General features: G+C 36.3%; 28 protein-coding genes, 1 pseudogene, 1 riboswitch and 1 other annotated feature. Of the genes and pseudogenes, 16 read left to right on the plus strand and 13 right to left on the minus strand.

What is annotated here, in order from left to right; translation table 11 throughout:
• Window positions 1–5: 5 nt before the first annotated feature.
• Window positions 6–227, minus strand: a complete 222-nt coding sequence (locus tag AC0OM3_RS06835; protein WP_000639042.1) for a hypothetical protein — start codon at window positions 225–227, stop codon at window positions 6–8.
• A gap of 279 nt (window positions 228–506) precedes the next feature.
• Here AC0OM3_RS06835 and AC0OM3_RS06840 point away from each other — a divergent pair, with 279 nt between their 5' ends.
• The gene (locus tag AC0OM3_RS06840) at window positions 507–890 is read left to right on the plus strand and encodes an ATP synthase subunit I (RefSeq protein ID WP_000624926.1); all 384 of its coding nucleotides are present in this window, start codon (window positions 507–509) and stop codon (window positions 888–890) included.
• 266 nt (window positions 891–1156) lie between these two features.
• Here the strand turns inward: AC0OM3_RS06840 and AC0OM3_RS06845 are convergent, their stop codons facing one another.
• Both AC0OM3_RS06845 and pckA read right to left on the minus strand, forming a co-directional pair.
• Window positions 1157–1354: a hypothetical protein gene (locus AC0OM3_RS06845; RefSeq protein WP_000788123.1), complete on the minus strand. Its 198-nt coding sequence runs from the start codon at window positions 1352–1354 to the stop codon at window positions 1157–1159.
• 312 nt (window positions 1355–1666) lie between these two features.
• Complete coding sequence (pckA, locus tag AC0OM3_RS06850) at window positions 1667–3253, minus strand: phosphoenolpyruvate carboxykinase (ATP) (RefSeq protein ID WP_000108811.1); 1587 nt, start codon at window positions 3251–3253, stop codon at window positions 1667–1669.
• Between the two features lie 228 nt (window positions 3254–3481).
• A riboswitch (SAM riboswitch) is annotated at window positions 3482–3603 on the plus strand.
• A gap of 169 nt (window positions 3604–3772) precedes the next feature.
• Here pckA and metK point away from each other — a divergent pair.
• Window positions 3773–4972, plus strand: coding sequence for a methionine adenosyltransferase (gene metK, locus AC0OM3_RS06855; RefSeq protein WP_000163115.1), 1200 nt, complete (start codon window positions 3773–3775; stop codon window positions 4970–4972).
• 41 nt (window positions 4973–5013) lie between these two features.
• On the opposite strand, the gene AC0OM3_RS06860 is transcribed toward metK, so the two are convergent.
• From AC0OM3_RS06860 to AC0OM3_RS06870, 3 genes are read right to left on the minus strand one after another with little or no spacing between them, the layout of a single operon-like run.
• A complete protein-coding gene (locus AC0OM3_RS06860) occupies window positions 5014–5538 on the minus strand; it encodes a GNAT family N-acetyltransferase (protein WP_000464117.1) in 525 nt (174 codons plus the stop codon).
• Window positions 5539–5561: 23 nt separating this feature from the next.
• Window positions 5562–5738 (minus strand): hypothetical protein, encoded by a 177-nt coding sequence (locus AC0OM3_RS06865; protein ID WP_000473607.1) that lies wholly within the window; start codon window positions 5736–5738, stop codon window positions 5562–5564.
• A gap of 6 nt (window positions 5739–5744) precedes the next feature.
• The gene (locus AC0OM3_RS06870; RefSeq protein ID WP_000424808.1) at window positions 5745–5924 is read right to left on the minus strand and encodes a hypothetical protein; all 180 of its coding nucleotides are present in this window, start codon (window positions 5922–5924) and stop codon (window positions 5745–5747) included.
• A 236-nt stretch (window positions 5925–6160) separates the two neighbouring features.
• Between AC0OM3_RS06870 and AC0OM3_RS06875 the strand changes: the two genes are divergently transcribed.
• Together AC0OM3_RS06875 and AC0OM3_RS06880 are read left to right on the plus strand one after the other, a co-directional pair.
• Window positions 6161–6670: a MogA/MoaB family molybdenum cofactor biosynthesis protein gene (locus AC0OM3_RS06875; protein WP_000117124.1), complete on the plus strand. Its 510-nt coding sequence runs from the start codon at window positions 6161–6163 to the stop codon at window positions 6668–6670.
• Window positions 6667–7269 carry a molybdenum cofactor guanylyltransferase gene (locus AC0OM3_RS06880; RefSeq protein WP_000030830.1) on the plus strand — a complete coding sequence of 201 codons (603 nt, stop codon included), beginning with the start codon at window positions 6667–6669 and terminating at the stop codon, window positions 7267–7269. The genes AC0OM3_RS06875 and AC0OM3_RS06880 overlap by 4 nt, the downstream gene beginning before the upstream one ends.
• Window positions 7270–7551: 282 nt before the next feature.
• On the opposite strand, the gene AC0OM3_RS06885 is transcribed toward AC0OM3_RS06880, so the two are convergent.
• From AC0OM3_RS06885 to AC0OM3_RS06895, 3 genes are all read right to left on the minus strand, one after another.
• A complete protein-coding gene (locus AC0OM3_RS06885) occupies window positions 7552–8694 on the minus strand; it encodes a glycosyltransferase family 4 protein (protein WP_001261598.1) in 1143 nt (380 codons plus the stop codon).
• Window positions 8695–8706: 12 nt separating this feature from the next.
• Window positions 8707–9240: a phosphatase PAP2 family protein gene (locus tag AC0OM3_RS06890; RefSeq protein ID WP_000647632.1), complete on the minus strand. Its 534-nt coding sequence runs from the start codon at window positions 9238–9240 to the stop codon at window positions 8707–8709.
• Between the two features lie 143 nt (window positions 9241–9383).
• Window positions 9384–9896 (minus strand): gamma carbonic anhydrase, encoded by a 513-nt coding sequence (locus tag AC0OM3_RS06895; protein WP_000640201.1) that lies wholly within the window; start codon window positions 9894–9896, stop codon window positions 9384–9386.
• Window positions 9897–9970: 74 nt separating this feature from the next.
• Here AC0OM3_RS06895 and AC0OM3_RS06900 point away from each other — a divergent pair, with 74 nt between their 5' ends.
• The 3 genes and pseudogenes from AC0OM3_RS06900 to AC0OM3_RS06910 all read left to right on the plus strand — a co-directional run bounded on the left by AC0OM3_RS06900 (window position 9971) and on the right by AC0OM3_RS06910 (window position 12156).
• A complete protein-coding gene (locus tag AC0OM3_RS06900; protein WP_000267406.1) occupies window positions 9971–10774 on the plus strand; it encodes an alpha/beta hydrolase in 804 nt (267 codons plus the stop codon).
• A 40-nt stretch (window positions 10775–10814) separates the two neighbouring features.
• On the plus strand, window positions 10815–11879 hold the full coding sequence (locus AC0OM3_RS06905) for a tetraprenyl-beta-curcumene synthase family protein (protein WP_001102462.1): 1065 nt from the start codon (window positions 10815–10817) through the stop codon (window positions 11877–11879).
• 63 nt (window positions 11880–11942) lie between these two features.
• A pseudogene (locus AC0OM3_RS06910) lies at window positions 11943–12156 on the plus strand (hypothetical protein).
• A gap of 37 nt (window positions 12157–12193) precedes the next feature.
• On the opposite strand, the gene AC0OM3_RS06915 reads toward AC0OM3_RS06910, so the two are convergent.
• From AC0OM3_RS06915 to mnmL, 4 genes are all read right to left on the minus strand, one after another.
• Window positions 12194–13495, minus strand: a complete 1302-nt coding sequence (locus tag AC0OM3_RS06915) for a PepSY-associated TM helix domain-containing protein (protein WP_000867843.1) — start codon at window positions 13493–13495, stop codon at window positions 12194–12196.
• Window positions 13496–13652: 157 nt separating this feature from the next.
• The gene (locus tag AC0OM3_RS06920; RefSeq protein WP_074594061.1) at window positions 13653–14327 is read right to left on the minus strand and encodes an aspartate/glutamate racemase family protein; all 675 of its coding nucleotides are present in this window, start codon (window positions 14325–14327) and stop codon (window positions 13653–13655) included.
• Window positions 14328–14601: 274 nt separating this feature from the next.
• On the minus strand, window positions 14602–15174 hold the full coding sequence (mnmM, locus tag AC0OM3_RS06925; RefSeq protein ID WP_000764494.1) for a tRNA 5-(aminomethyl)-2-thiouridylate-methyltransferase MnmM: 573 nt from the start codon (window positions 15172–15174) through the stop codon (window positions 14602–14604).
• Window positions 15171–16130, minus strand: a complete 960-nt coding sequence (gene mnmL / locus AC0OM3_RS06930; protein WP_000868042.1) for a tRNA modification radical SAM protein MnmL/YtqA — start codon at window positions 16128–16130, stop codon at window positions 15171–15173. Before mnmL ends, mnmM begins: the two co-directional genes overlap by 4 nt.
• A 111-nt stretch (window positions 16131–16241) precedes the next feature.
• Here mnmL and AC0OM3_RS06935 point away from each other — a divergent pair, with 111 nt between their 5' ends.
• The 9 genes from AC0OM3_RS06935 (at window position 16242) to AC0OM3_RS06975 (ending at window position 24968) form a co-directional block, all read left to right on the plus strand.
• Window positions 16242–16505, plus strand: a complete 264-nt coding sequence (locus AC0OM3_RS06935) for a YtzC family protein (protein WP_000840869.1) — start codon at window positions 16242–16244, stop codon at window positions 16503–16505.
• 15 nt (window positions 16506–16520) lie between these two features.
• Entirely contained in the window at window positions 16521–16670 is a 150-nt protein-coding gene (locus tag AC0OM3_RS06940) for a hypothetical protein (RefSeq protein WP_001129340.1), read from the plus strand.
• A gap of 136 nt (window positions 16671–16806) precedes the next feature.
• Window positions 16807–17829, plus strand: a complete 1023-nt coding sequence (locus AC0OM3_RS06945; RefSeq protein ID WP_046946157.1) for a DUF418 domain-containing protein — start codon at window positions 16807–16809, stop codon at window positions 17827–17829.
• Window positions 17830–18164: 335 nt separating this feature from the next.
• On the plus strand, window positions 18165–18926 hold the full coding sequence (locus AC0OM3_RS06950; protein WP_000165843.1) for an ABC transporter ATP-binding protein: 762 nt from the start codon (window positions 18165–18167) through the stop codon (window positions 18924–18926).
• Window positions 18927–18944: 18 nt separating this feature from the next.
• Window positions 18945–20804 (plus strand): FtsX-like permease family protein, encoded by a 1860-nt coding sequence (locus AC0OM3_RS06955; protein ID WP_474211204.1) that lies wholly within the window; start codon window positions 18945–18947, stop codon window positions 20802–20804.
• A gap of 345 nt (window positions 20805–21149) precedes the next feature.
• The gene (locus tag AC0OM3_RS06960) at window positions 21150–21716 is read left to right on the plus strand and encodes a tyrosine-type recombinase/integrase (protein WP_000454232.1); all 567 of its coding nucleotides are present in this window, start codon (window positions 21150–21152) and stop codon (window positions 21714–21716) included.
• A gap of 34 nt (window positions 21717–21750) precedes the next feature.
• Window positions 21751–22248 (plus strand): cation:proton antiporter regulatory subunit, encoded by a 498-nt coding sequence (locus AC0OM3_RS06965; RefSeq protein ID WP_001026053.1) that lies wholly within the window; start codon window positions 21751–21753, stop codon window positions 22246–22248.
• 3 nt (window positions 22249–22251) lie between these two features.
• Window positions 22252–23475, plus strand: a complete 1224-nt coding sequence (locus tag AC0OM3_RS06970; RefSeq protein ID WP_000380175.1) for a cation:proton antiporter — start codon at window positions 22252–22254, stop codon at window positions 23473–23475.
• A 299-nt stretch (window positions 23476–23774) separates the two neighbouring features.
• Window positions 23775–24968 (plus strand): MDR family MFS transporter, encoded by a 1194-nt coding sequence (locus tag AC0OM3_RS06975; RefSeq protein WP_001137560.1) that lies wholly within the window; start codon window positions 23775–23777, stop codon window positions 24966–24968.
• A 187-nt stretch (window positions 24969–25155) separates the two neighbouring features.
• Window positions 25156–25375 (plus strand) — a binding site (T-box leader).
• Window positions 25376–25425: the final 50 nt, after the last annotated feature.

Here is a 25425-nt window from a genome sequence, read left to right on the forward strand (position 1 = left end):
CTTTCCTATTTTTTTATTTTTGGTAAGAAGATGAGAAATAAGATAGCAGTAATAAGTGGAATTAAGTTTAAAAATGGAATACGGAAGAGTGTAATAAGAATAATACCTGGAAGAAGAACACCGAGGACAGCGTAAAAAATGCTATGATTTTTCGTGTACCAATACAATGAAAGTCCAATAAGTGCAGGGATAATGAGGTGAATGAGAGCCATTAAAAAATAAATCATTAGACGCCCCCTTTATTTGTGTGCTTATTACATCATATCCGTATGTTCATAGATTGATATCATTTTTTTCATAAATGGACGAAAAAAGTTTGAAAAACCGTCACAAAATATGAGAATATGATGTTTGAAATCTTGTATAATATTATTTTCTAAAAACATTTAAACAACATAAACATACTGTTTATGTTGTTTTTAATTTAAATGAAATGGATTTAAGGAATATGAATTTGAAAGAAATTTTTTGTTGGATAGATAAGAACGAATGAAGAGAGGTACAGCATGATTAGTATGTCACTAAGATCATTTAAAATCCAATCGTATTATATACTAGGTATTTTGTTACTAGGATGGATGTTAACACCGTTTTCAGCACACTTTTTAGGCGCTGGAATTGGGCTTATTGTAAGTATGTATTGCGTTTGGCTTTTAGGGAGAAGAATTGAGAAGCTTGGAGATAGTATTGTAAAGAAGACGAAAGCACCGACACTCGGTATGTTTAACCGTTTTGCAGCTGCCATTTTGGGTGCTATTATTATGTACGAAATTGAGCACCACATGGTTATGTGGGCGTTTGCAGTAGGGATTATGGGTGGTTATTTCTTAATCGTTGTGAATTTAGGTTACTATAGCATGAAAGATGAGAAAGAACTAACAAAGAGCTAAAAAAGATAAAAAGATAAAAGAATTCTTTTTAGATGGAATAGATGATCCAGCCACGGATAGAAGCGGTCAGGGCCTTTTTTAGCCCCATGTGATGTGAAACCCGAGAGATGTAGTGAGTAGGGATATTATTTATATGTTCGAAGCCATGACTTGTCTCTGTTGAAATGGGTTTACTCTGGGATAAGTGATTCAGTGATGGATAGTACAGCAGGAAGCATAACTTTACATAAAATACAGGTTTCTGCTTCCAATAAGTTAACATGAAATTACGTATTAGTATGACTCTTAGCTTCTTTAAAAAAGTTGGATATAAGACAGCAAACTATTCCGGTAATTAGAATAATATATTTTATCGTTTCACTTGTATGCTCAAATAAATTAACGTTAAGCATTACAAGTCCCCAAAAAACTTGAATCGCTCCATAACTGAATAAAATTTTTCCTGTACGAGAAAAATTTTTCATAGGTCTCACCCTTTCCTGTATATGTAAATTGTATCATAAAAAAACTAAAAACGAATAAATATAAAGTGAATTTTCTGTAAAATTATAGATGTTGGCATGCCATTTTATGATTTAAGTCACAGATCAAGAGATTAACGTTTCACTTTATATAAGATATAGAAAGAAGCTTACGTTTTCACGTAAGCTTCTTTTTTATGTAAGTGTGTGTAACCGTTAAGCCGCATTGGGTTTTGTCGGTGAGTACGCGAAACTTTACGTTTACACGACACTTATTCATATGAGTAAAGGGTTATTCCAACAGAAATTTTTAATTTAAGCGATTGGGCCGCCTAAGTTAATAATATCTTCAGAAACGCTTTCGAACTTTTTGAAGTTCTCTTTGAATTCATTTGCAAGCTCGATTGCTTTTGATTTGTAAGCAGCTTTATCAGCCCAAGTTTGTTCAGGCATTAACACTTCGTCAGGTACACCTGGTACGTGAAGTGGAACTTCAAGACCGAAGATGTCATGTTTAGCTGTTTCAGTTTTTGCAAGTTCGCCGCTTAATGCTGCTTGAATCATTGCACGAGTGTAACCTAAGTTCATACGTTTACCAACGCCGTATTCGCCACCAGTCCAGCCAGTGTTTACTAAGAATACTTTCGCATCGTGTTTCTCGATTTTTTCACCAAGCATTTCAGCGTAGCGAGATGCATCAAGTGGTAAGAATGGTGAACCGAAGCAAGTTGAGAATGTAGCTTGCGGAGATGTAACACCGCGCTCTGTTCCTGCTAGTTTACTAGTGTAACCACTTAAGAAATGATACATAGCTTGTTCTTTTGATAACTTACTGATTGGAGGCAATACGCCAGATGCATCAGCAGTTAAGAAAATGATGGTATTTGGGTGTCCAGCAACACTTGGCAGTACGATATTGTCGATCGCATGCATAGGGTATGCAGCACGAGTATTTTCTGTTAAAGTAGTATCGTTGTAGTCTGCGATACGCGTTTGGTCATTAATGATAACGTTTTCTAAAACAGATCCAAATTTGATTGCATCGAAAATTTGTGGTTCTTTCTCGTGAGAAAGGTTTACACATTTTGCGTAGCAACCGCCTTCAATATTGAATACACCGTTATCAGACCAACCGTGCTCATCATCACCAATTAATTTACGGTTTGGATCAGCAGATAAAGTTGTTTTACCTGTTCCAGATAAACCGAAAAATAGTGCTACGTCACCTTCTTCACCTACGTTTGCAGAGCAATGCATAGAAAGAATATCTTGTTCAGGTAGTAAGAAATTCATAATAGAGAAGATTGATTTTTTCATTTCTCCAGCGTATTCTGTACCACCAATTAGTACAATACGTTTTTCGAATGAAACCATAATGAATGCTTCAGAGTTTGTACCGTCAACAGCTGGATCAGCTTTGAAGTTCGGTGCAGAAACAATTGTGAACCCTGACTCATGAGTTGTTAATTCTTCTTCAGTTGGACGAATGAATAATTGATGTACAAATAAATTGTGCCATGCATATTCATTAATAACTTGAATTGGTAGGCGGTAATTGCGGTCAGCGCCTGCAAATCCTTTGAAGACGAATAACTCTTCTTTTTCTTTTAAGTATTCTAAAACTTTAGTATATAATTTATTAAAATGTTCTTCAGAAATCGGTTGGTTTACAGCTCCCCAAGCAATTTTGTCAGCAACCGATGCTTCTTTCACAATAAATTTATCTTTAGGAGAACGTCCTGTATATTTTCCTGTTGAAGCAGAAACGGCACCAGTAGAAGTTAATTTCCCTTCATTTCGCATTAATACTTTTTCCACTAATTGCGGAACACTTAGTTGAATCTGTGCATTGCTTCCGTTCAATAATTCATGTAAACCAATTTGGACATTCACAGTACTCATATTTATATACCATCCTTTTCATTTAATGAAATATTTCTCGTAATCCCCAACAAGAGTATAACACAATTATATAAATAATGTATACTATTTATTTCTTTTTGTTTGTGTGAATACATTATTTCCTTATTAATATTTCATTTTAGGCGCATTGAGAAAAACTTTCACGAAAATGTGAATATTAATTGACAAATGAATATCATTTCTTTAGTATAGGTTGGGACGGATACTCTCTTATCCCGAGCTGGCGGAGGGACAGGCCCGATGAAGCCCAGCAACCTCACTTGTATTGATAAATGCAGGTGAATAGGTGCTAAAACCTGTGCGAGGCTACAGGTCTCGAACGATAAGAGCGAAGGGCAAAAAGCAGTATGCAAGTAGCAAATTAAACCTTTCCTCTATATAAAGTAGGAAAGGTTTTTCTGTATGCTTGTGTGGGAGAATAAATGTATGTCGCAATCTGTGGCAAATTAAGGATGAGTTCCGTACAATATATACAATTACTGTAGGGAGGTTTACCACATGACAAAAAAACGTCATCTGTTCACATCTGAGTCTGTAACTGAAGGACATCCAGATAAAATTTGTGACCAAATTTCTGATTCAATTTTAGATGCGATCTTATCAAAAGACGCAAATGCACGTGTAGCTTGTGAAACAACTGTAACAACTGGTTTAGTATTGGTAGCGGGGGAAATTACGACTTCTACTTACGTAGATATTCCAAAAATCGTTCGTGAGACAATTCAAGGCATTGGTTACACACGCGCAAAATACGGATTCGATGCAGAAACTTGTGCAGTTTTAACATCTATCGATGAGCAATCTGCTGACATCGCTATGGGTGTTGACCAAGCGCTAGAAGCACGCGAAGGTCAAATGACTGACGCTGAGATTGAGGCAATTGGTGCAGGAGACCAAGGTTTAATGTTTGGTTTCGCATGTAATGAAACACAAGAGTTAATGCCACTTCCAATCTCGCTTGCTCACAAATTAGCTCGCCGTTTAACTGAAGTACGTAAAGATGATACGTTATCATACCTACGTCCGGATGGAAAAACGCAAGTTACAGTTGAGTATGATGAAAATGGTAAACCAGTACGTGTTGATACTATCGTAATTTCTACACAACATCACCCAGATGTTACATGGGAAGAAATCGATCGCGACTTAAAAGAGCACGTAATTAAAGCTGTAGTACCAGCAGAATTAATCGATGGAGAAACGAAATTCTTCATTAACCCAACTGGCCGCTTCGTAATTGGTGGACCACAAGGTGATGCTGGTTTAACAGGACGTAAAATCATCGTTGATACTTACGGTGGATACGCTCGTCACGGTGGCGGTGCATTCTCTGGTAAAGATGCAACGAAAGTTGACCGTTCTGCAGCATATGCAGCTCGTTACGTTGCGAAAAACATCGTAGCAGCTGGTCTTGCTGAAAAAGCAGAAGTACAACTTGCATACGCAATTGGTGTAGCACAACCAGTATCAATTTCAGTTGATACATTCGGCACTGGTAAAGTATCTGAAGACGTATTAGTAGAACTAGTTCGTAACAACTTCGATCTTCGCCCAGCTGGTATTATTAAAATGCTAGACTTACGTCGCCCAATTTACAAACAAACAGCAGCTTACGGCCACTTCGGACGTACTGATGTAGATCTATCATGGGAACGTACAGACAAAGCTGCAGCTTTAAAAGAGCAAGCTGGTCTATAATATATGAAAAAAAGCTTTGCGCAGTGAGCGCAAAGCTTTTTTTATTTATAATTACGTTGAAATAAAGCGAAGAGTTCAATGTCATGCCAAGTGCCGTTGCGGAATATAGCTTCTTTACAAGTTCCTTCATGTTGAAAACCGAGTGATTTATATAATTTAATTGCTCTCTCGTTGAAAGAAAATACTCGTAAAGAAAGGCGATGTAAATTTAATTCTAAAAATGCATAATTCAATAATAAAGTGAAAGCTTCCTTCCCATAACCTTGCCCCCAGTAATCCTTTTTACCAATATCAATAATGCATTCAGCGTTTCGATTATACGAATCAATATGAATTAAAGAAGTAATACCAATTGGAAGATGCGTAGCTTTTTCTTCAATGATATAGCTTTTAGAGTTTGAAGAATGAATAAATTGCTGGCAAAGTTTTTCTGTATCTTGTAAGGAATATTTATCAAGGTTAAGGGTAGTTGAACTCATAACGTCTATATCATTATGCCATTTATAATACGTTAGAATATCATCTTCGGAAAACTTTCGTAACTGGATACGGTTTGATTCAAACAATATAAGCCCACCTTTTGTATTTACTAGTTTTTGTTCATTATTTCAATACACGAGCTACAATAAATGTGTCCTTCTAGTTCAATATACTTTCTTATATTAGTCATACCATTTGCCGGAAATGGCATATGAATCCACGCTTTTTCATACGTTTGTATTTCTTTTTCACATGATTTACAAAGGATTGGTTTCTTCTTGAACATATGTAATCAACCTTTCATTTGACGTGCTTTACTTGCGCAAAAGGCACTACTTAGTAAAAATAGTGTCGCGAATATAATGCTTACTAATGTAGCGTATGGAATTGCGCCTTTTAAGGAAAAGCCGACAGTGATGGAAGCGACGAATAAGAGGATGAATGTTGTTGTTAATTTTTTATAAAGTTCCATACTATGTAGACCTCCAATCTATTTTTTAGTACAAGTTTTAAAATTGAATTCTATTATGTAGAAAATATAAAGAGTAGCTAAAGATGTGTAGTCTAGGAGTATAAGAAATTGCACTTTCCTTTTTGTGGGTTAGTATACTTATATTGTATCATGGCGCATGATTGGCTTCATACATAATTGTGTAAAGGTATGTATGATAAAATGAAGAAAAGTCTTTAAGAAAGGAAAGATAAAAAATGAGTGTAACTGAACATAAAAAACAAGCTCCAAAAGAAGTGCGTTGCAAGATTGTTACGATTTCCGATACACGTACGGAAGAAACAGATAAGAGCGGACAACTATTACATGAATTGTTAAAAGAAGCGGGACATAAAGTAACTTCTTATGAAATTGTAAAAGATGATAAAGAAAGTATTCAGCAAGCAGTGTTAGCTGGTTATCATAAGGAAGATGTAGATGTTGTATTAACAAATGGCGGTACTGGTATTACGAAACGCGATGTCACAATTGAAGCAGTATCAGCGTTATTAGATAAAGAAATTGTTGGATTTGGTGAGCTGTTCCGTATGATTAGTTATTTAGAAGATATCGGAAGTAGCGCAATGTTAAGTAGAGCGATTGGTGGTACAATTGGGCGCAAAGTAGTTTTCTCGATGCCGGGGTCTAGCGGAGCGGTTCGACTTGCGATGAATAAATTAATTTTACCGGAATTAGGCCATATTACATTTGAGCTGCATCGCCAATGAGTAAGTGTGCTGGAATTGTATTAGCGGGCGGTATGTCGAGTAGATTTGGTGAGCCGAAAGCGTTAGCAATTTGGAAGGGAACTACTTTTGTTGAGCATATTGTGAAAGTGATGGGAAATACTTTGCAAGACATTGTAGTAATTAGCCATACTGATATAAAAGAGCGAGTAGAGCAATTCGTACAAGTCCCTGTTATAGAAGATATCCCGCACTATAAAGGGAATGGACCGCTGGCCGGCATTGTATCAGGTATGGAATACATAGAAGCAGATTGGTACGCTATTATGCCTTGCGATGCGCCAAATGTTTCGCATGAGTGGTTTACCATTTTATTAGAGCAAACGAGCAATGAATATGATGCGGTTGTACCTATTATTAATGGAAGGAAACAACCGTTACTTGCAGCGTATCATAATCGAGTGAAAGAAAAGATTTATGCTTTGCTTCAGGAAGAAAAAAGAAGTATGGGCCAGCTTTTATCACAATGTAATGTGAAGTATATTGTTGGTGAAGATGTACAAGCGAATGCGGATTGGTTTATAAATGTGAATACGAAAGAAGAATATGTGCAGGCTCAAAAAGACCTTTCAAATGAATGAAAGGTTTTTTTGGATACAGAAATTGGGGAACAATTACTGTATAAAGGTATGTGAGTAAATTGATTTTAAGGGGAATTTCTTAAAATCACTATACAGTTAAAATAGTGTATAACCATATATTAATTTTTATGGGTTTTTATTACAAGTCTGTTTAGTTATGTTTATTTTTGATATAATGAATATAGAAATAAAACAATGTTTAACCTTATGTATCATTTATGAAACTAAAATTTATAACTGTGTAATAAACTCCCTTCGTCTAGTTGAAGGGAGTTCTTCTGTTTAAGCGAGTAATTCTGATGCGGTGTGCTGAAGGACTTCTTCATATTGGTCAAGTAACCCACGGAAAATCTCATCCCAGCTTTTTGTTTTAGCATAAGACGAAGCAGCTATGCCCATTTGTATAAGCTGCTCTTCATTTCGCAATAAAGAATGGATGGATGATAGAAATGAATCCGCATGTTTGGGCGGGCAAAGAATTCCTGTTTTTCCATCTGCAATAATATTTTTAACCCCACCACTATTTGCACCGATGACAGGTGTACCGCATGCAAGTGATTCGAGTACGACATTTCCGAACGTTTCAGTAGCAGATGGAAATATCATGATGTTAGAACAAGCATATACTTCAGCTAAATCTTTACCTTGTAAATATCCAGTAAAAGTGACATTTGCTTTCGGAACAGCTTCACGTAAATTTGTTGCTAGAGGACCGTCTCCTGCGATGAGCCAATGAATGTCATTTCGAGTATGGGCTGTTTTGACGATAAGGTGTTGCAACGTATCAATATCTTTTTCAGGGGCAATCCGTCCAACGTAGGAAAGGACATACTTCGCTGTAATATTATATTTTTTTCGGAATAGGTCTGTATTGTAAGATGGATGAAAGAGTGTGCAATCTACACCACGTCCCCAAATGGATAGGGCCTGAAAGCCTTTATTTTTTAGTTGGTGTAACGTTTCAAAAGAAGGAACGAAATTTTTTTGCATATGACTATGAAACCATTTTAAATAGTTCCAAAGCATATTAGAGAGAAATTCGATTTTGTAATAGCGTAAATAAGCATCGAAATCAGTATGATAAGAACCGACAACTGGGATGTTTAACTTTTTTGCATAATATAATCCACAAAGTCCCATGTTGAAAGGTGTAGCAATGTGAATAATGTCAGGCTTAAAGGAAAGAAGTTCTCGTTTAATGCGCGGAGTAGGAAAAGAAAAGCGACATTCTGGATATAATATTGTTAACGGGATACTTCTCATCTTGTTCACATTGGCCACGAAATTATCTTCAGCTGTATGCTGAGGGGCGAAAACAGAATAGGCGATCTGTTCTTTCTGAAAATATTGTGTTATTCGCTCTAACGTTTTCGCAACCCCGTTAACTTGTGGCGTAAAAGTATCGGTAAAAATGGCGACTCTCATCATATCACTCCTTTATGTGAAAAGTGGGATGAATTGATAAAAAGAGATGATGCCAGAGCAAGTGCCAAGGCACATACCGACGAATACATCTGACGGATAGTGAAGTCCTAAATAAATGCGAGAAATACCGACGCATAATGCTAACGGTAATAAAAAAACAAATAAACTTGGATTATAACAAATAAATGGAATAAGGACAGAGAAAACGGCTGTTGTATGACCAGACGGGAAAGAGTGGTCTTTTAATGGGTGGACTGGATATTTCGCATCCTGAATTGTTAAATAAGGACGTTTTCGTGGATAACATCTTTTTAATATTTGTACAGGAATATGGCTAATTGTTAAAGAAATAGCAGATGCGATTGCAGTTTGATGCAAAGTCCCTTTTGCAAAAAATAAAAAGAACAGTGTGAGTGCGATTGAGAAAGTAGCACCACCTATATGAGTAATATTGCTGAAAAAGATATTTAATGTTTTTTGATCAAAGTATCGGTTAATTCCTTTGAAAATGTAACATTCTATTTTATACAGTCCACTGGCCTTCATGAAAATTCTCCTCCCTTGCTTACATATATATGGAGATATTAGCTTTTATTTTAATAAGATTTTATTGAGGGAGTAATAATGTTTTGTAAAGAAAAAGTTAGTTTTTATAAAAAAAGCTGCCACTTTAATGGCAGCTGGAAAAGTTACTTCTGTAATGATTTATAATACTGACCTTTTTCAACATATTGTGTGCGAATTCGCTCCATGTCTTTACGGTCTTCCTCCGTTAACTCACGAATGACTTTCGCTGGGCGACCGAAAGCTAACGTGTTTGGCGGGATTTTCTTTCCTTGTGAAACGAGGCTTCCAGCACCGATGAAGGCTCCTTCGCCAATTTCAGCACCATCTAATATAATAGATCCCATTCCAATTAAAGCATCTTGTTTAATATGACAGCTATGTAAAATAACTTGATGCCCAACGGTAACATCGTCTTCTAAAATAAGAGGATACTGCGGGCTTTGGTGAAGTGTACATTGGTCTTGTACATTTACTCGGTCTCCAATGATTGTTGGTGACACATCACCGCGTATGACTGTATTAAACCAGATACTTGATTCTTCACCAATGGAAACATCGCCTGTAATGGTAACATAATCAGCGATAAAAGCACTACTCGCAATTTTCGGATTTTTTTCTTTGTAAGGATATATCATGTAAAGCCTTCCTTTCCTAGAGACTAGTTTCAGTGTATCAAATTATGAAAAAGAGTGAAATGGAGGAGGTCCGTATGTGGAATTATGAAGCGGAGGAAGCAAAGGCTGTAATCATTATTGTGCACGGCGCGATGGAATATCACGGACGTTACGAGGCTGTTGCAGAAATGTGGAATCATATCGGCTACCACGTCGTGATGGGGGACCTTCCGTCACATGGAACGACTTCAAGAAATAGAGGACATATTGATTCGTTTGATGAATACATAGAGGAAGTTAAATTGTGGGTGAAAGAGGCAAGAAAGTATCGGTTACCTATTTTTCTATTCGGTCATAGTATGGGCGGTCTTATCGTCATTCGTATGATGCAAGAAACGAAGAGAGAAGATGTAGACGGCATTATTTTAAGTTCGCCATGTTTAGGGGTAGTGACTGGACCTTCAGCACCGCTTCAAGCTGCCTCAAAAATATTAAATATTATCGCTCCAAAATTGCAATTTGCAACGAATCTTACAGTGGAAATGTCAACTCGTAATCATGAAGTGAGAGACGCGATGGAGAATGATTCATTGTTCTTGCGCAAAGTATCAGTACGTTGGTATAGTGAATTGATTAAGTCTATCGAAATTGCTCATAAAAAAATAGATGATTTTCCAGATGTTCCGCTCTTGCTAATGCAAGCTTGTGAGGATAAACTTGTAGATAAAACACGTGTCCGCACTTGGTTTGATAATGTTAAAATAAGTGATAAGGCTTTTAAAGAATGGCCGAATTGTTATCACGAGCTATTAAATGAGTATGAGCGTGATGAAATTTTGAGTTATATTCAGTCATTTACTGAAATGCATGTCAATAATATAGTAAAAACAAACAAATAAATCATTATTTGTACATTTAATAGAGGAGATGAAGGAAGAAGTGAACGTACCGAGTAATCCCATAACGCTCATGGCGAAAGTATACCGTGATGTGTTTCCGGTTGTACACCATGAGCTAGCGATGTGGAAAGAGCGTGCCTACCATATTCCGAATGATGAGCTTCATAGTCAGGCAATCGCAAGTATTGAGCATAAAACGTTTCATTGTGAGGGCGGTGGCATTTTAGCTCTGCTAGCAAATGAACACCGAGAAGAATGTATTCGTTTTATCGTAGCGTATCAAACGATCAGCGACTATTTAGATAATTTATGTGATCGCAGTACATCACTTGATCCAAATGATTTTGCCGCACTGCATGAATCGATGTTAATGGCATTATCACCTGAAGTAGAAGGCGGCGGTAATTATTATCGTTATCGTGATGATCAAGATGATGGTGGTTATTTAGATGAACTTGTTGAAACATGCCAAGATGTTTTAAAGAAAACGAAGCACTATGACAAAATTGCTCCTGTTCTTCATGAACTTGCTTGTTATTATTGTGATTTGCAAATTCATAAACACGTGAAATTAGAAGAAAGAGAGCCGCGCCTGAAAAACTGGTTTGAAGCACATAAAGAAAACTTACCTGAGATGAGTTGGTTTGAATTTTCAGCATGTGCCGGTTCTACACTTGGAATTTTCTGTCTTGTCGCATATGCATTTCATGATGAATTACATGATGAAGATATTGCGAAAATTAGACAAGGATACTTCCCTTACGTACAAGGACTTCATATTTTGCTTGATTATTTCATTGATCAAGAAGAAGACCGTATAGGCGGAGATTTAAATTTCTGTAGTTATTACGAAAACGAGCAAGTGATATTAGATCGTATGAAACATTTTGTAGAAGAAGCAGAGAAGAGCATTGGTGATTTGCCTCATGCGAAGTTTCATCGTCTCATAAGCCGAGGATTACTTGGTATTTATTTATCAGACCAAAAAGTATCAGCACAAAAGAATATGCACAAAATGGCACGGCGCATTGTAAAATACGGAGGTCTCACTTCACGATTCTTCTATTGGAACGGGAAGATGTACCGAAAGAAAACGGCGCAGTGATGAAGAAAACCACTCATGTAGAGTGGTTTTATTTGTTATAATATGGTAAAGGTGGTGGCGGAAATGAAGAGATTGTTTCAAAAGCTATATGACCATATTGAGGTTACATTACTCGTGCTACTTTCCATTTCATTTGTAACTGGAATATATATGATGATGAATAGGCCAAGTGGTCCTACTATGATGGATTATGTGTCCCAGGTAATAATTGGCGTAATTATTATAGTAGATATCGTCTTTTTAATAAGTGGTAGAAAAAAAAGAAAATAGTAAATAAAAAAGCATTTGTACAAGGGAGTACAAATGCTTTTTTACTATGAGCGTATTTTTGAAAATACATATATAAGAAGTTCAATCGCAAAAATAACTAAAACAGATAGTCCGAATAAAGGCATGACAGCGCCTAGTATAACCATCATGATAAAGAAAACGAATATGCTTTTCTTATCTCTTTGCTTTGGCGGTGCTGCTAATTTTCCTTTCGGCTTTCTTGCTAACCACATTTTTACTCCGTAATAAATGAGAAGTAATAAAGATAATGTCGTTAGTAAGCATAATATTTTATTTGGCCATCCGAATAAATGTCCTTCGTGAAGCGGGATACCGTAAGTGAACCATTGTGCAAGTAATCCATAATCACGATAGTCTGTTTTCGAAATGAGTTCCCCGCTATATTGATTAAAGTAAGCTGTTATTTCTTCATTTGGTGCAACATGCATACCTGTAATACCAGAACCGCTTGATTTCGAAACTGTGAATACCCCTTTCGGATCAGCTGGTAGTGAGATAACGTATGGCTTCTTTATTTCAATTCCTTTTTGTAATTCATCGACAGAAATAGCTTTCGGTTCATTTGAATCCGATTCAGGAGGAGCTGCTTTTCTTGTTGCCCATGGCAATTCTTTTACCTTTGATTCAGGCGGCGCCATATACAATTTCGGATATCCGAGCGATTCATTCGACGATGCGATTTTATAAATTTGGTTACCCATAAATCCTGACCATGGCAATCCAGATGCGACTAGCAGAACGAGTGGAATTGTAAATATAATACCGATAATAGAATGACGTCGTTTTGCTTTTTCTCGCTTATTGGATACCGGTGTATTTTTGAATTGGCGTATACTCATGTACAACCCAGTCACAATTAAGAATATTGTCCAGCATGCCGCAAGTTCTACAGTATAGTTGATGACAGTGCCACCAACTAAAAGAGAACTATGTAATTCCCGCATTATATTGGCAAACGTTTCACTTGCGTTTTGATCTCCGACAATTTGATTATTGCTATCTAAATACACATATTTTTGTTGTCCCGTATACTCATTTGCAATCGTAAGTCTCGTATTATAATCCCCATTAAACTCGCTAATTTTTGCCACGCTATAATGTGGATATTTTTTCTCTGTTAAGGAAATAGAATCAGCCATCGAAATAGATTCTGTTTGGGCGCTCTTCCCAAAATATAAATCTTTATAGATTAAATCTTCAACCTCTTCCCGAAATAAATACCCAATGCCACTCAGTGACAACGTAATAAGAAGCGGCGTAATAAAAAGCCCAGCATAAAAATGCCAACGCCAAAAAATGTAATGAAGCGAACGATTTACTTTCATACTTTCAGTTCCCCTAACCTTCCCTATATGAATAAATTCCTCATTTTAATATAGCGAGATTAAGTGTGATTACTTTGAAAGAATTGTGAAGAAAGTTAAAAGTTTGTGGGATTTTTATTAAACATAAAACACATTTTAGAAGGAGTGTTTTCTATGTTTATGAAGATCTCTTTATATTTGATAAGTACATCCTAACAACCGCTTTCGCAAGACATTGAGAAGAATCAACAAAATCCTCACTAGCCACAACATTCAAATCAGTACATGCGATAATTGCAGTATCTATTTCATCTCTCAGTTGTAAAACGAGCGTATTCCACAATTCACGAGCTTCTTCAATCTCTCCAGATTTAATGCAAGTAATAATTTGATTAATGCTTTCCTGCCATTTTTCATGATGAATGTATTCTATATTACGCTTTGCAATCCCATCTTGGTAAATCCTAGCTTGAACAGTTGCTTCTGTTGCGAGAAGAGCGACTCTTTTTGTATTTTCAGGAATTGCTTGTAACGTTTCATCGACTATATTTAAAATCGGGATAGAAAGCGAACGCTGTAATTCTTCAAAATAAAGATGCGCCGTATTACACGGCATGGCAATAAAGCTTACGCCAGTACTTTCAAGTTTTTGTGCTCCGTCAATAATCGCTTTTTTCATCGCTCCGTGATCAATAGGGCGATCCATGTAAAACGGTGTTGGACATGAATAAATCATCATATGAGGAAATTCCATATCATGCTTTGCTCCGTATATTGTTTGGCAATTTGCTACAACTGTATCGACGAATGGCCCAGTCGATTTTGGTCCCATTCCTGCTAGTATTCCAATCATTGTTTCGTCTTCTTTAAGAATGTTTATATCCATTATATAGGAAAATAATAAAAAGACGTGCAGTGAATGCACGTCTTTTTTGTTACGTTTTGTCGAACAATCGATATATCCGAGAAATCGTTGATATATTACCCCGCATTAACGGGCAGTAAAACTCCCACCTTAAAATTCGGCTGGAGCAAAGAAATTAGTTGGGAGATAAACTGCCCATAAATGCCCGATTGGTTCAACTAATAATCAGTGGGGGATTCCCCCCACTGATTAAAGTTTCACTTTATCGTTTCTCAATCGCCACAATAAATGGTGGGTTATTTTGCTGGTTAATGAAGCCATATCGCAGTACGTGAGCTTGTTTTTGGTCTAGTTCTTCGGCGAATTTGAGAACAGCGTCGCGTTCTACTTGTCCTTCTGGATGTCCGTGGTAAATGACAAGGACGATGATACCTTGAGGCGTCATTACTTCTAGTAATTGTTCAATTGCTGAAATTGTTGAGTTCGGTTTTGTGACGATATGTTTGTCTCCGCCAGGAAGGTAACCTAAGTTGAAAATTGCGCCTGTTACTTTTCCTTTTGCACCTTCTGGTAATACGGATAGGAGTGTATCGTGACTATCATGAACTAAAACAGTACGTTCGAAAAGTTCTTTTTCTTTTAGACGAGTTGTTGAGCTTTCAATCGCCTCTTTTTGAATATCAAATCCAAATACTTTTCCGTTATCGCCAACGATTTCAGCTAGGAAGCAAGTGTCATGGCCGTTTCCTAAAGTTGCATCTACAGCGTAATCGCCTTCTTTTACTGCCGTTTGCAAGAGAGTGCGAGCAAACGGTAATACACGTTCTAATTTCATTTTTGTTTCTCCTCATTTGCATATTTTCCTTGCCAGCTTCCGCGGCGTACAAATTCTGCATCGATGGAATTTAATACTTCCCATTTATTTAAGCTCCACATTGGACCAATCATTAAATCAGGTGGACCGTCACCTGTGATACGGTGCACAATTACGTCTTCTGGAATAATTTCAAGTTGGTCAACAACGAGATTTACGTAATCCTCAAGAGAAAGGAATTCTAGTTGTCCTTTTTCATATTGTTTCACCATTGGTGTTCCTTTTAATAAGTGAAGTAAGTGGATTTTAATTCCTTGTACATCAAGCTTCGCAACTTCACGAGCTGTTTCCATCATCATGTCGTAATCTTCAAGTGGAAGGCCGTTAATAATATGAGAGCAAACTCGAATACCATGCTTGCGTAATTTATTTACACCTTCCACATAAGACGGATAATCGTGAGCGCGGTTAATAAGGTTTGCAGTTCGTTCATGAACAGTTTGTAGTCCGAGTTCAACCCAAAGGTATGTGCGTTTATTTAAGTCCGCTAAATATGCAACAACATCGTCTGGTAAACAATCTGGACGAGTTGCGATAGAAAGACCGACAACGTCTTTTTCTGCTAGAAGCGGTTCGAATTTTTCTTTTAACACTTCAAGTGGTGCATGTGTATTTGTGTACGCCTGGAAATAAGCGATACATTTTCCGTCTTTCCACTTTGAGCGCATTTTTTCTTTCATTTCATGATATTGCGTTATAACATCATCGCGGCGATTGCCAGCGAAGTCACCAGATCCAGCAGCACTGCAAAATGTACAACCGCCATAAGCAACTGTACCATCACGGTTCGGGCAATCGAAGCCAGCATCTAATGAAACTTTAAAGATTTTTTCACCAAATTCATTTCGTAAATGGTAATTCCATGTATGATAACGTTTATTGTCGTTTGTATATGGAAAAGGGTTTTGAACCTTCATTATTTTCCCTCCTAAGCCGAGTCAAAATGAAACAAAATACATTATAACATACTCATAAGGTTTAGATGGAAGGGACACACTAAAGGGGAATTGAAGCAAGGAGGGACAATTATGGCAGAGCGTCAATCACTTGAATCGTATATTACACAAGCGGAACAAGCGGTGGAATATGCGAAAGAACAATTAGACCAAGGCATGAGACAAGAGCATTACAATACGATGGAGTATTCGGATGCGCAGTTACAATTAGAACAAGCATATAACGATTTACAAACGATGCAACAACATGCGAATGATGAGCAACGTGAGCAGTTAAATAGAGCACGTATGGCAATTCGCCAATTGCAACATCAAATGATTATTACACCCCACTAATAAGGAGTGAATGTAATGGCGAAACGTTCAGATCAAAATAACCCAGAGCAAAAAACGCAAAATGGACATAACGCAGAGTTTTCAAATGAACTTGATCCGATTGTTCAAGTAAAACAGCGTAACAGTAAAAAAGGACAACCGCAAAAATCGAAACAATCAGAGTAAACCAGGTCGAAATATGACCTGGTTTTATTTTGTTATATGACAATAATGTAAGATTGCTGTAAGGTTTGCCGATAGTTGTAAAATCACATTTCCAGTAGAGTAAGGGAGGATTACATTTTAGACAAGGAGTTGCTTTATGGGGAACAATATTACAAATAAACGAATTGATGAGTTAGATTACATTCGTGGCTTCGCACTACTGGGGATTATTTTAGTAAATATTCTTGCACTACTTAACATTAAAATTCCAGATCCTAATACAGTAGATGCCAGCTATCAAAGGTTTCTATACTTATTTGTAGAAGGTCGTTTCTTCTCAATTTTCTCATTCTTATTTGGAGTAGGATTCTATATCTTTATCTCTAGAGCAATTGCGAAGGGGAAGAATGGATACATTCTATTTCTACGCCGCTTAGTGGCACTATTTATTTTCGGTTTGATTCATTACATGTTTCAGCCTGGAGAAGCATTAACGTTATATGCAATTTGCGGGTTAATCGTTTTGCCATTTTATAAAGCGAAAAAACAAGTGAACTTAGTTATTGGTCTTATTTTAACAATTGTTTTTAGTGTAATGGGTGTTAAAGAACTATTACCACTTGGCTTAATTTTATTAGGACTTGCTGCAGGACAATATCGTGTATTTGAAAATCTCACGCAGAACATAAAGAAAGTAGCTATTTTTACAGGTGTTATGTTTGTTTTAAGTGTCGTAGCTGTATGGTATCAATACGGGCACGTGCCTGCTGATCCATTTGTAAATATGATACTAATGAATGAAGATGGAACAATGGACGCTGCAAGCCAATTTTTAAAAATTGGTGTTACAGTGGGACCAATCATTTCAGCTTTCTATGTTGGAGCGTTAATTTTATTACTTCAATTAAAACCAGTTCAAACATTGTTAGCACCACTGAAATATTATGGACGTATGGCGTTAACAAATTATATTGGACAAACTGCAATGATTTTAATTGCCGGTAGTGTATTTAACTTTGCAGGAAACTTAACATACATGCAGACGTTATATGTGTGTATCGCAATTTATGCAATTCAAATTGTATTTAGTATGATTTGGATGAAAATCTTTAAGATGGGTCCACTAGAATGGATTTGGCGTGTTATTACGTATTGGACGGTAACACCTTTAAAGAAATAAAGTGAAACTTTAATCAGTGGGGGTCTTACTGCCCATTAAAGAGGGATAAAGAAAGAAGTGGGCTGTTCCTTTTGCGGAACAGCCTATTTGTATTGTCAGTTTTTGTCGGTAAGTCGATATATTTTGAAAATCGCTGATAAAAGTGAGGGAATCGCCGATATAATTTCATTTATCGATTTACTGTGTCAAAAAACGAACTAGTAGTAAAAGCCAAGCTTACAAGCACACCTTTTTTATATTACAAAAGTGTAAGGTAAATGTAATGTTAACAAATAGCAGTTCATCGCCAAAAGGCGCAAAATAGGTAATGGAAAAACAAGCGTAGGAGGATATATATGACGAAACCAGTTGTAGACGTGAAAAACGTTCAAAAAGTGTACGGTAAAAAAGGTGAGAATCAATCACACGCGTTAAAAGGTGTTTCATTCTCAATTCAAGAGGGTGAGTTTGTAGGGATTATGGGACCATCTGGTTCTGGTAAAACGACATTATTAAATGTAATTTCAACGCTGGATAAAGCAACGGGCGGCGTTGTTGAAATTGCAGGTACGGATATTACAAAAATGAAACAAGGTGAGCTTTCAGATTTCCGTTCACAAAAGTTAGGATTCATCTTCCAAGATTTTAATTTATTAGAAAACTTATCTATTTATGAAAACATCGCACTTCCACTTTCCTTGCAAGGTGTTCCATCACGTAACATTGGACCAAAAGTCGAGAAAGTAGCGGATATGTTAGGAATTACAGAAATACTTCAAAAGTACCCATCTGAAGTATCTGGTGGGCAAAAGCAACGTTCGGCAGCAGCGCGTGCTTTAGTGCATGAGCCTGCAATTATTTTAGGGGACGAGCCAACAGGAGCGCTTGATTCTAAAAATGCAGCGAGTTTACTTGATGCGATGACAAACTTAAATAAAGATCAAGGCGTATCTATTATGATGGTTACACATGATCCGTATAGTGCAAGTTACTGCCAGCGTATTTTATTCATTCAAGATGGTGAGCTATATAAAGAAATTCATCGAGGCGGTACACGTGAAGAGTTTTATAAAGAAATTTTAGACGTGCTTGCAGACTTAGGCACACAAAAAGCATAAGAAGGGAGGTTCTAGAGCATGTTATTTAAACTTTCCATGTCAGGGCTAAAAAGTAAGCTGAAAGATTATATCGTCTTACTTGTTGGTCTTGTCATGTCCATTTCAATTTTTTATATGTTCCAAACATTAGCGTTAAATGAGGCCTTCCTTAAGGAAAATTCTACTATTGGTCAAATTGGATTTGTATTCCAAGCAGGTTCATTTTTACTAGCTATTATAACGTTCTTCTATATTTTATATGCGAACTCTTTCTTACTATCTCTTCGTCAAAAAGAGTTTGGTATGTATATGATGTTAGGAGCAAAAAAGCATAAAGTTACATTACTTATGTTTATCGAAACAATCGTACTAGGTGCTGCGTCTCTTGCGATTGGTATTATAGTTGGAGTAGGCCTTGCAGAAGGTATCGGACAGCTATTAATGAAACAATTAGAATTTGCTGGTAAAGGCTATAAAGCATTTTATTTACCATCAATGACTGTTACTTGCATCTTCTTCTTTGCACTATTTGTATTATCCGCAATTATGAACAGTATTAAATTATCACGTATTTCTGTACTGCAACTTGTACATGCAGATGCACAAACAGAACGTGTTGCGGTAAAAGGAAAAATGACAGGTGTAGTTGCATTCCTTGCGGTTATTTTATTAGGAATGGGCTATGCATCAATGATTTACATGGAAAAACTAAGAGAAATGGGAATCATTATTGCATTAATTACAACAACAGCTGGTACTTACATGCTGTTTGGATCACTTCTCCCAGTCTTTATTAAAAAGTTAAAGGGTAATAAAAAGCGTAGTGAAAAAGGACTTAACGCTTTTACATTTGCACAATTAAATTTCCGTATTAATAGCCTAACAAAGGTACTTGCAACAGTAGCGATGTTAGTTGCTCTTGGAGCCGGTGCAATTTCAGGTGGTATGGCGTTTAAAAATAACGTTATAAAAATGGTTGATGGTTTAGTAATTTACGATTCAGTTGTTCATAATCCAACAGCTGAAGAAAAGAAAGTTTTAGACGGTATTACATTTAAAGAGAAAAATGAATATCGTTACAAAGTTGATAATAAATATGTTTACTATGTAAAAGAAGATTTAGAGAAAAATCGTCCTTTAGTAAGAGATATGGCAAAGATGAAATCGATGAAGGATTTAGTGAACACGAAGAAAGTTTCAGCAGAACTGCCAGTAGGTGCAGTTTCTAGAGAAATGAATGAAAAAGATGCGAATGCTAAAGCACTTCCAGAAGAATGGGATGAGGCTTTTAGAACAATCCAGCCATTCTATGTACATGAAGATCATGCAATTAAAATTGTAGATCAAAAAATGTACGATACTGTAAATGGTAAAGAAGGAATTGTATTTACTGGAAAAACAGATGATTTTGAAGCACACATAAAAGAATGGAAAAAACTTGACGAGTTGCAACTAGATAAATATAAAAATATAGCAATTGAAAGATTAGATAGTAAATATCGAGCTTACGACATGTTCTATGGCGTTGCGAGCGGAACAGTATTTATGGGCTTCTTCCTTGGAATTGCTTTCTTAGCAATGATGGCAAGTTGTCTTATGTTTAAAATTCTTTCTGGTGCATCAAAAGATATTATGCGTTATCAAATGCTTCGTAAAATCGGGGTGCGCCGTGAATTATTAACAAAATCAATTTATAAAGAGTTATTCTTAGTATTCCTATTCCCAGCAATTGTAGGTATTGCACACGTATTAGTTGGTATGAATATTTTCGGATTTATTTTAATCGATCCGTACTTCCGTATTTGGGTGCCAATTGTAATTTTCGTAGTTATTTACACGATTTATTACTTCATTACAGTTCAATTGTATAAAGGAATTGTTCTTCCTAAGGAAGATTAATAAAAAAAACCGAGCGAAACTGCTCGGTTTTTTTATTTTCAGAAAAAATACTTTGACGTTACTGAAATATATAATATAATGTAAATAAGTAACGTAATATAAAAGTAGAAGTAGCTGGATAGGGAAAGGAGGAATCCAATCTGTAGAAAGAAATTGAACTTTTATCCCCACATTTTTTACCGCAACGTATTTATACAATCGTAAGTTTCCACATTGAAAATTTTCAGAACCACCTGAGTATATTGTGAAAATAATGGATAACACATGGAAATCTCATAGCATGATAAGGTAAAATGGACAACATAATGAAAAAATTACCGTTCATAAGATGAGGAGAATACATGTATGGAAGTTGTAGAGCCATTAAAAGATATAAGCCAAATTGAGGCTATGAAAAAATATTTAAAAGAGCACTCCCAGCGAGATTATCTTTTATTTGTTATGGGAATTAACACAGGATTAAAAATTACAGAACTACTTAGTATGAAATTTGAAGATGTATTAAATGAAGATGGGACTGTTAAAGAGTTTTATACTCTTCCTGTGAAAGATGAAAAATTTAAACAAGATATTTATTTAAATACAAAAGTAAAAAAAGCGCTTTTAGATTACGTACAATCTATTGGCGTTAAAAGAGAAAATTACGTATTTCAATCTAATAAAACGCCAAATTCAATTACGCGCCAACAAGCGTATCGTGTAATTCATAATGCTGCAGAAGCAGTTGGAGTTGTTGGTAAGATCGGAACAAATTCAATGCGAAAAACGTTTGGATTTCATGCGTACAAAAGAGGGATAGCGATTGCGTTATTGCAAAAACATTTCCATCACGCGACTCCATCAGAGACGCTAAAGTATTTAGGTATCTCAAAGGATGAGCCCTTTAAAACGGAGATTGATGTCGATTTATAAAAGCCGTAACTAAAAAAATTAGGAGGCGGAAAATATGAATATTAGAGAGAGTGAACTGCCGGGTATTGGATGTAAGTTTGAAGTGATTACAAAAGGTAATGAAAAGATGGTTATCGTTATTCATGATGATGGCCGAAGAGAAATGTACCATTTTGATGCTGATCATGAGGAGAGTATTTCAAGCGTCTCTCTTCGTGATTCCGAAGCGAGACAAATTGCAGCTATATTGGGCGGAATGGTATATAGACCACAAGCTTTAGATACAATTGAAATGGCTTTTGAAGGATTATCAATTGAGTGGTTTAAGGTGGAAAATAATGCACCAGTCGTACAAAAAACAATTGGTAGTTTACATGTCCGAAACACATATAACGTAACGATTATTGCCATTTTGAAAAAAAATATGAAGAAATTCTTTAATCCAGGTCCAGATTCTATCATTGAAGCTGGTGATATGCTCGTATTATCAGGCGAGAGACATGAAGTAAAAAGAATTATTAATGAGTTGCTTTCAGTAGGAGGGGATTCATAATCGATGGATACTTTAATCTTTGAAGTTGGAACTGCGTTAGTATTAGTCGCTTTTGCAGCTATTCTCGCTGCAAAGTTAAAGTTCTCGATTATTCCGTTTCTCATAATACTCGGCATGCTAGTGGGTCCCCATGCCCCAGATTTAGGGCTTATCGATTTAAGATTTATTGAAAGCGGAGAAGTTATTTCCTTCCTCGGCCGTGTTGGCGTTATATTCCTCTTATTCTATTTAGGCTTAGAATTCTCAATTAAAAAATTAATTAAATCAGGAAAATCAATCGCTTTTGGAGGAACTGTTCATATATCGCTTAATTTTATATTAGGTTTACTTTACGGATATATAATGGGTTTCCCCTTATTAGAAACATTAATTATTGCTGGGATCATAACAATTTCATCGAGTGCAATTGTTGCGAAAGTAATTGTTGATTTAAGAAGATCTGGTAATAAAGAGACGGAGCTAATTTTAGGAATCATTATGTTTGATGATATCTTTTTAGCGGTATATTTATCAGTCGTTTCAGGGTTAGTACTCGGAGGGGCAACGTCATTTGTAGGTGCTCTTACATCTATTTTAATCGCAGTAGGGTATATGTTATTATTCTTTGTAGTTGCTAGAAAAGCTACACGATTTTTAAATAAAATGTTAGATATTTCGTCCAATGAAATTTTTATTATTGTAATATTCGCTATTTTGTTCTTTGTAGCAGGATTTTCAGAAACGATTCATGTTGCAGAGGCAATTGGAGCATTATTACTAGGACTCGTTTTTTCTGAAACAGAGCATAGTGATCGAATTGAACAGCTCGTTGTTCCGTTTCGTGATTTCTTTGGAGCTATATTCTTTTTCAGCTTCGGTTTAAGTATAGATCCATTTTCACTTGGCGGAGCAGTGTGGTTGGCATTAGGAGCAGTTTTCATTACTCTTATCGGTAATTTTACCGCTGGAATGGTTGCGGGGCGTAAAGCGGGATTATCGCATAAGGCTTCTACGAATATTGGTTTAACACTTGTATCACGCGGAGAGTTTTCCATTATCGTCGCGAATATTGGAATTGCGGGTGGCTTAATGGCAACGATTAAACCATTCTCAGCCTTGTATGTTTTAATATTGGCATCGTTAGGACCTTTGTTAACGAAAGAATCTGGGAGAATATATTCTTTACTAGATAAAATATTTAAATGGAGCGCTAAAGAACGTGCGAAACGAGAAAAAGAAGCTGGATAGTACAAATAAGGGTGGACTGCATGAAAATTTCATGCAGTCCACCCTTTTATATATTGTTACTGTTGTCATTTTTTGTCGGTAAGTCGATATATTTTAATAATAGCTGATATATTTGTAGTTGCGCCGATATATTCTAATAATCGCTGATATAATCCAAGTAGCAATCAGTGTAATTTCATTTACCGATGAACCGTTATCTGAATTTCATCAACTATTAATCAGTTGCCTTCCTATTTAAAAACGACTACAATTTTACTGTTATATATATGAACGAAAAAAATAGAATAGGAGGGGAAACTATGCCAAGGAAAGTATGGCTATTAGTAGCTGGGATGATTATTAATGTCACGGGTGCTTCTTTTTTATGGCCTTTTAATACAATTTATTTGCATGATCACTTAGGAAAATCTTTATCTGTGGCCGGAATGGTATTAATGATTAACTCGCTTACTGGTGTAATCGGAAACTTGCTCGGCGGTGTTTTATTTGATAAATGGGGCGGTTATAAATCAACTTTAGTAGGGATTGTGATTACACTTGTATCAATTTTAGGTCTAGTGTTCTTCCACGGTTGGCCTTTATACGTTGTGTGGCTAGCGTTAATCGGCTTCGGTTCTGGAATGGTCTTCCCATCGATGTATGCGATGGTCGGTACAGTTTGGCCAGAGGGCGGAAGACGAGCATTTAATGCGATGTATGTTGGACAAAACGTTGGTATTGCGATTGGAACAGCGTGTGGTGGATTAGTTGCTTCGTATCGTTTTGATTATATTTTCTTAGCGAACTTTATTTTATACTTTGTTTTCTTCTTAATTGCTTTTATTGGATTCCGTGGTATGGAAGACAAGAAGGAGCCAGGAGTACAAAAAGAAGTCGAAACGAAAAAAGGTTGGTCACTTACACCTGGATTTAAAGCACTTCTTATCGTGTGTGTAGCATATGCTTTATGCTGGGTTACATACGTACAGTGGCAAGGTGCAATTGCAACACATATGCAAGAATTAAACATTAGTCTTCGTCATTATAGTTTATTATGGACGATAAACGGAGCAATGATCGTTTGTGCGCAACCACTTGTTAGTATGCTAATTCGCTGGATGAAGCGTTCTTTAAAACAGCAAATTATGATTGGGATTTTCATTTTTGCGGCGTCATTCATTGTGTTAAGCCAAGCGCAGCAATTTACGATGTTCCTCGTTGCGATGGTAACATTAACAATTGGTGAGTTATTTGTATGGCCTGCGGTTCCAACGATTGCAAATATACTTGCACCAAAAGATAAATTAGGTTTTTATCAAGGGGTTGTAAATAGTGCGGCGACTGTAGGGAAAATGTTCGGGCCGGTCGTTGGCGGAGCAATTGTGGATTTATACAATATGGAAGTATTGTTTATAGCAATCATGGTAATGCTTGTAATAGCGCTTATAGCAACGAGCATTTATGATAAACGAGTAAAAGTAGAAGAAACAGTTGAAGAAAAAATTGCAGTTTAGTTTGACGGAACATGTAACATGTTTTAGAATATATTTAAATAAAACAACCTTTAGAACAAGGGAGATAGCTCGGCTGTCTTAAGATGAATTCGTTAGTTATTAAGAGTAACGATTAACCGAGAAGTCCTCGCTTTAAGTAAGCTCTTAAGAGATACTAGGTGAAGGATAGTTCACTTAACTTATATGTGTAATAACAGTGAGAAGGAGTAGTAGTAATAGAAGCTGGTTTAGAGAGTTGACGGTCGGTGCAAGTCAATCCACGTTTCGTTATGAACTCGCCTTTGAGTTGCAGTTGTGAAACTAATAGTAGCAATTGCCGTTAATCCACGTTACGGATCTAAGCGAATGTATATTTGTACATTAATTTAGGGTGGTACCGCGGGAATCTATAACCTCTCGTCCCTTTCTAGGGATGAGAGGTTTTTTGTATTTTGGGCGGTGAAAATAAATAGAATTT

The organism is Bacillus sp. FAU20, assembly GCF_056033865.1.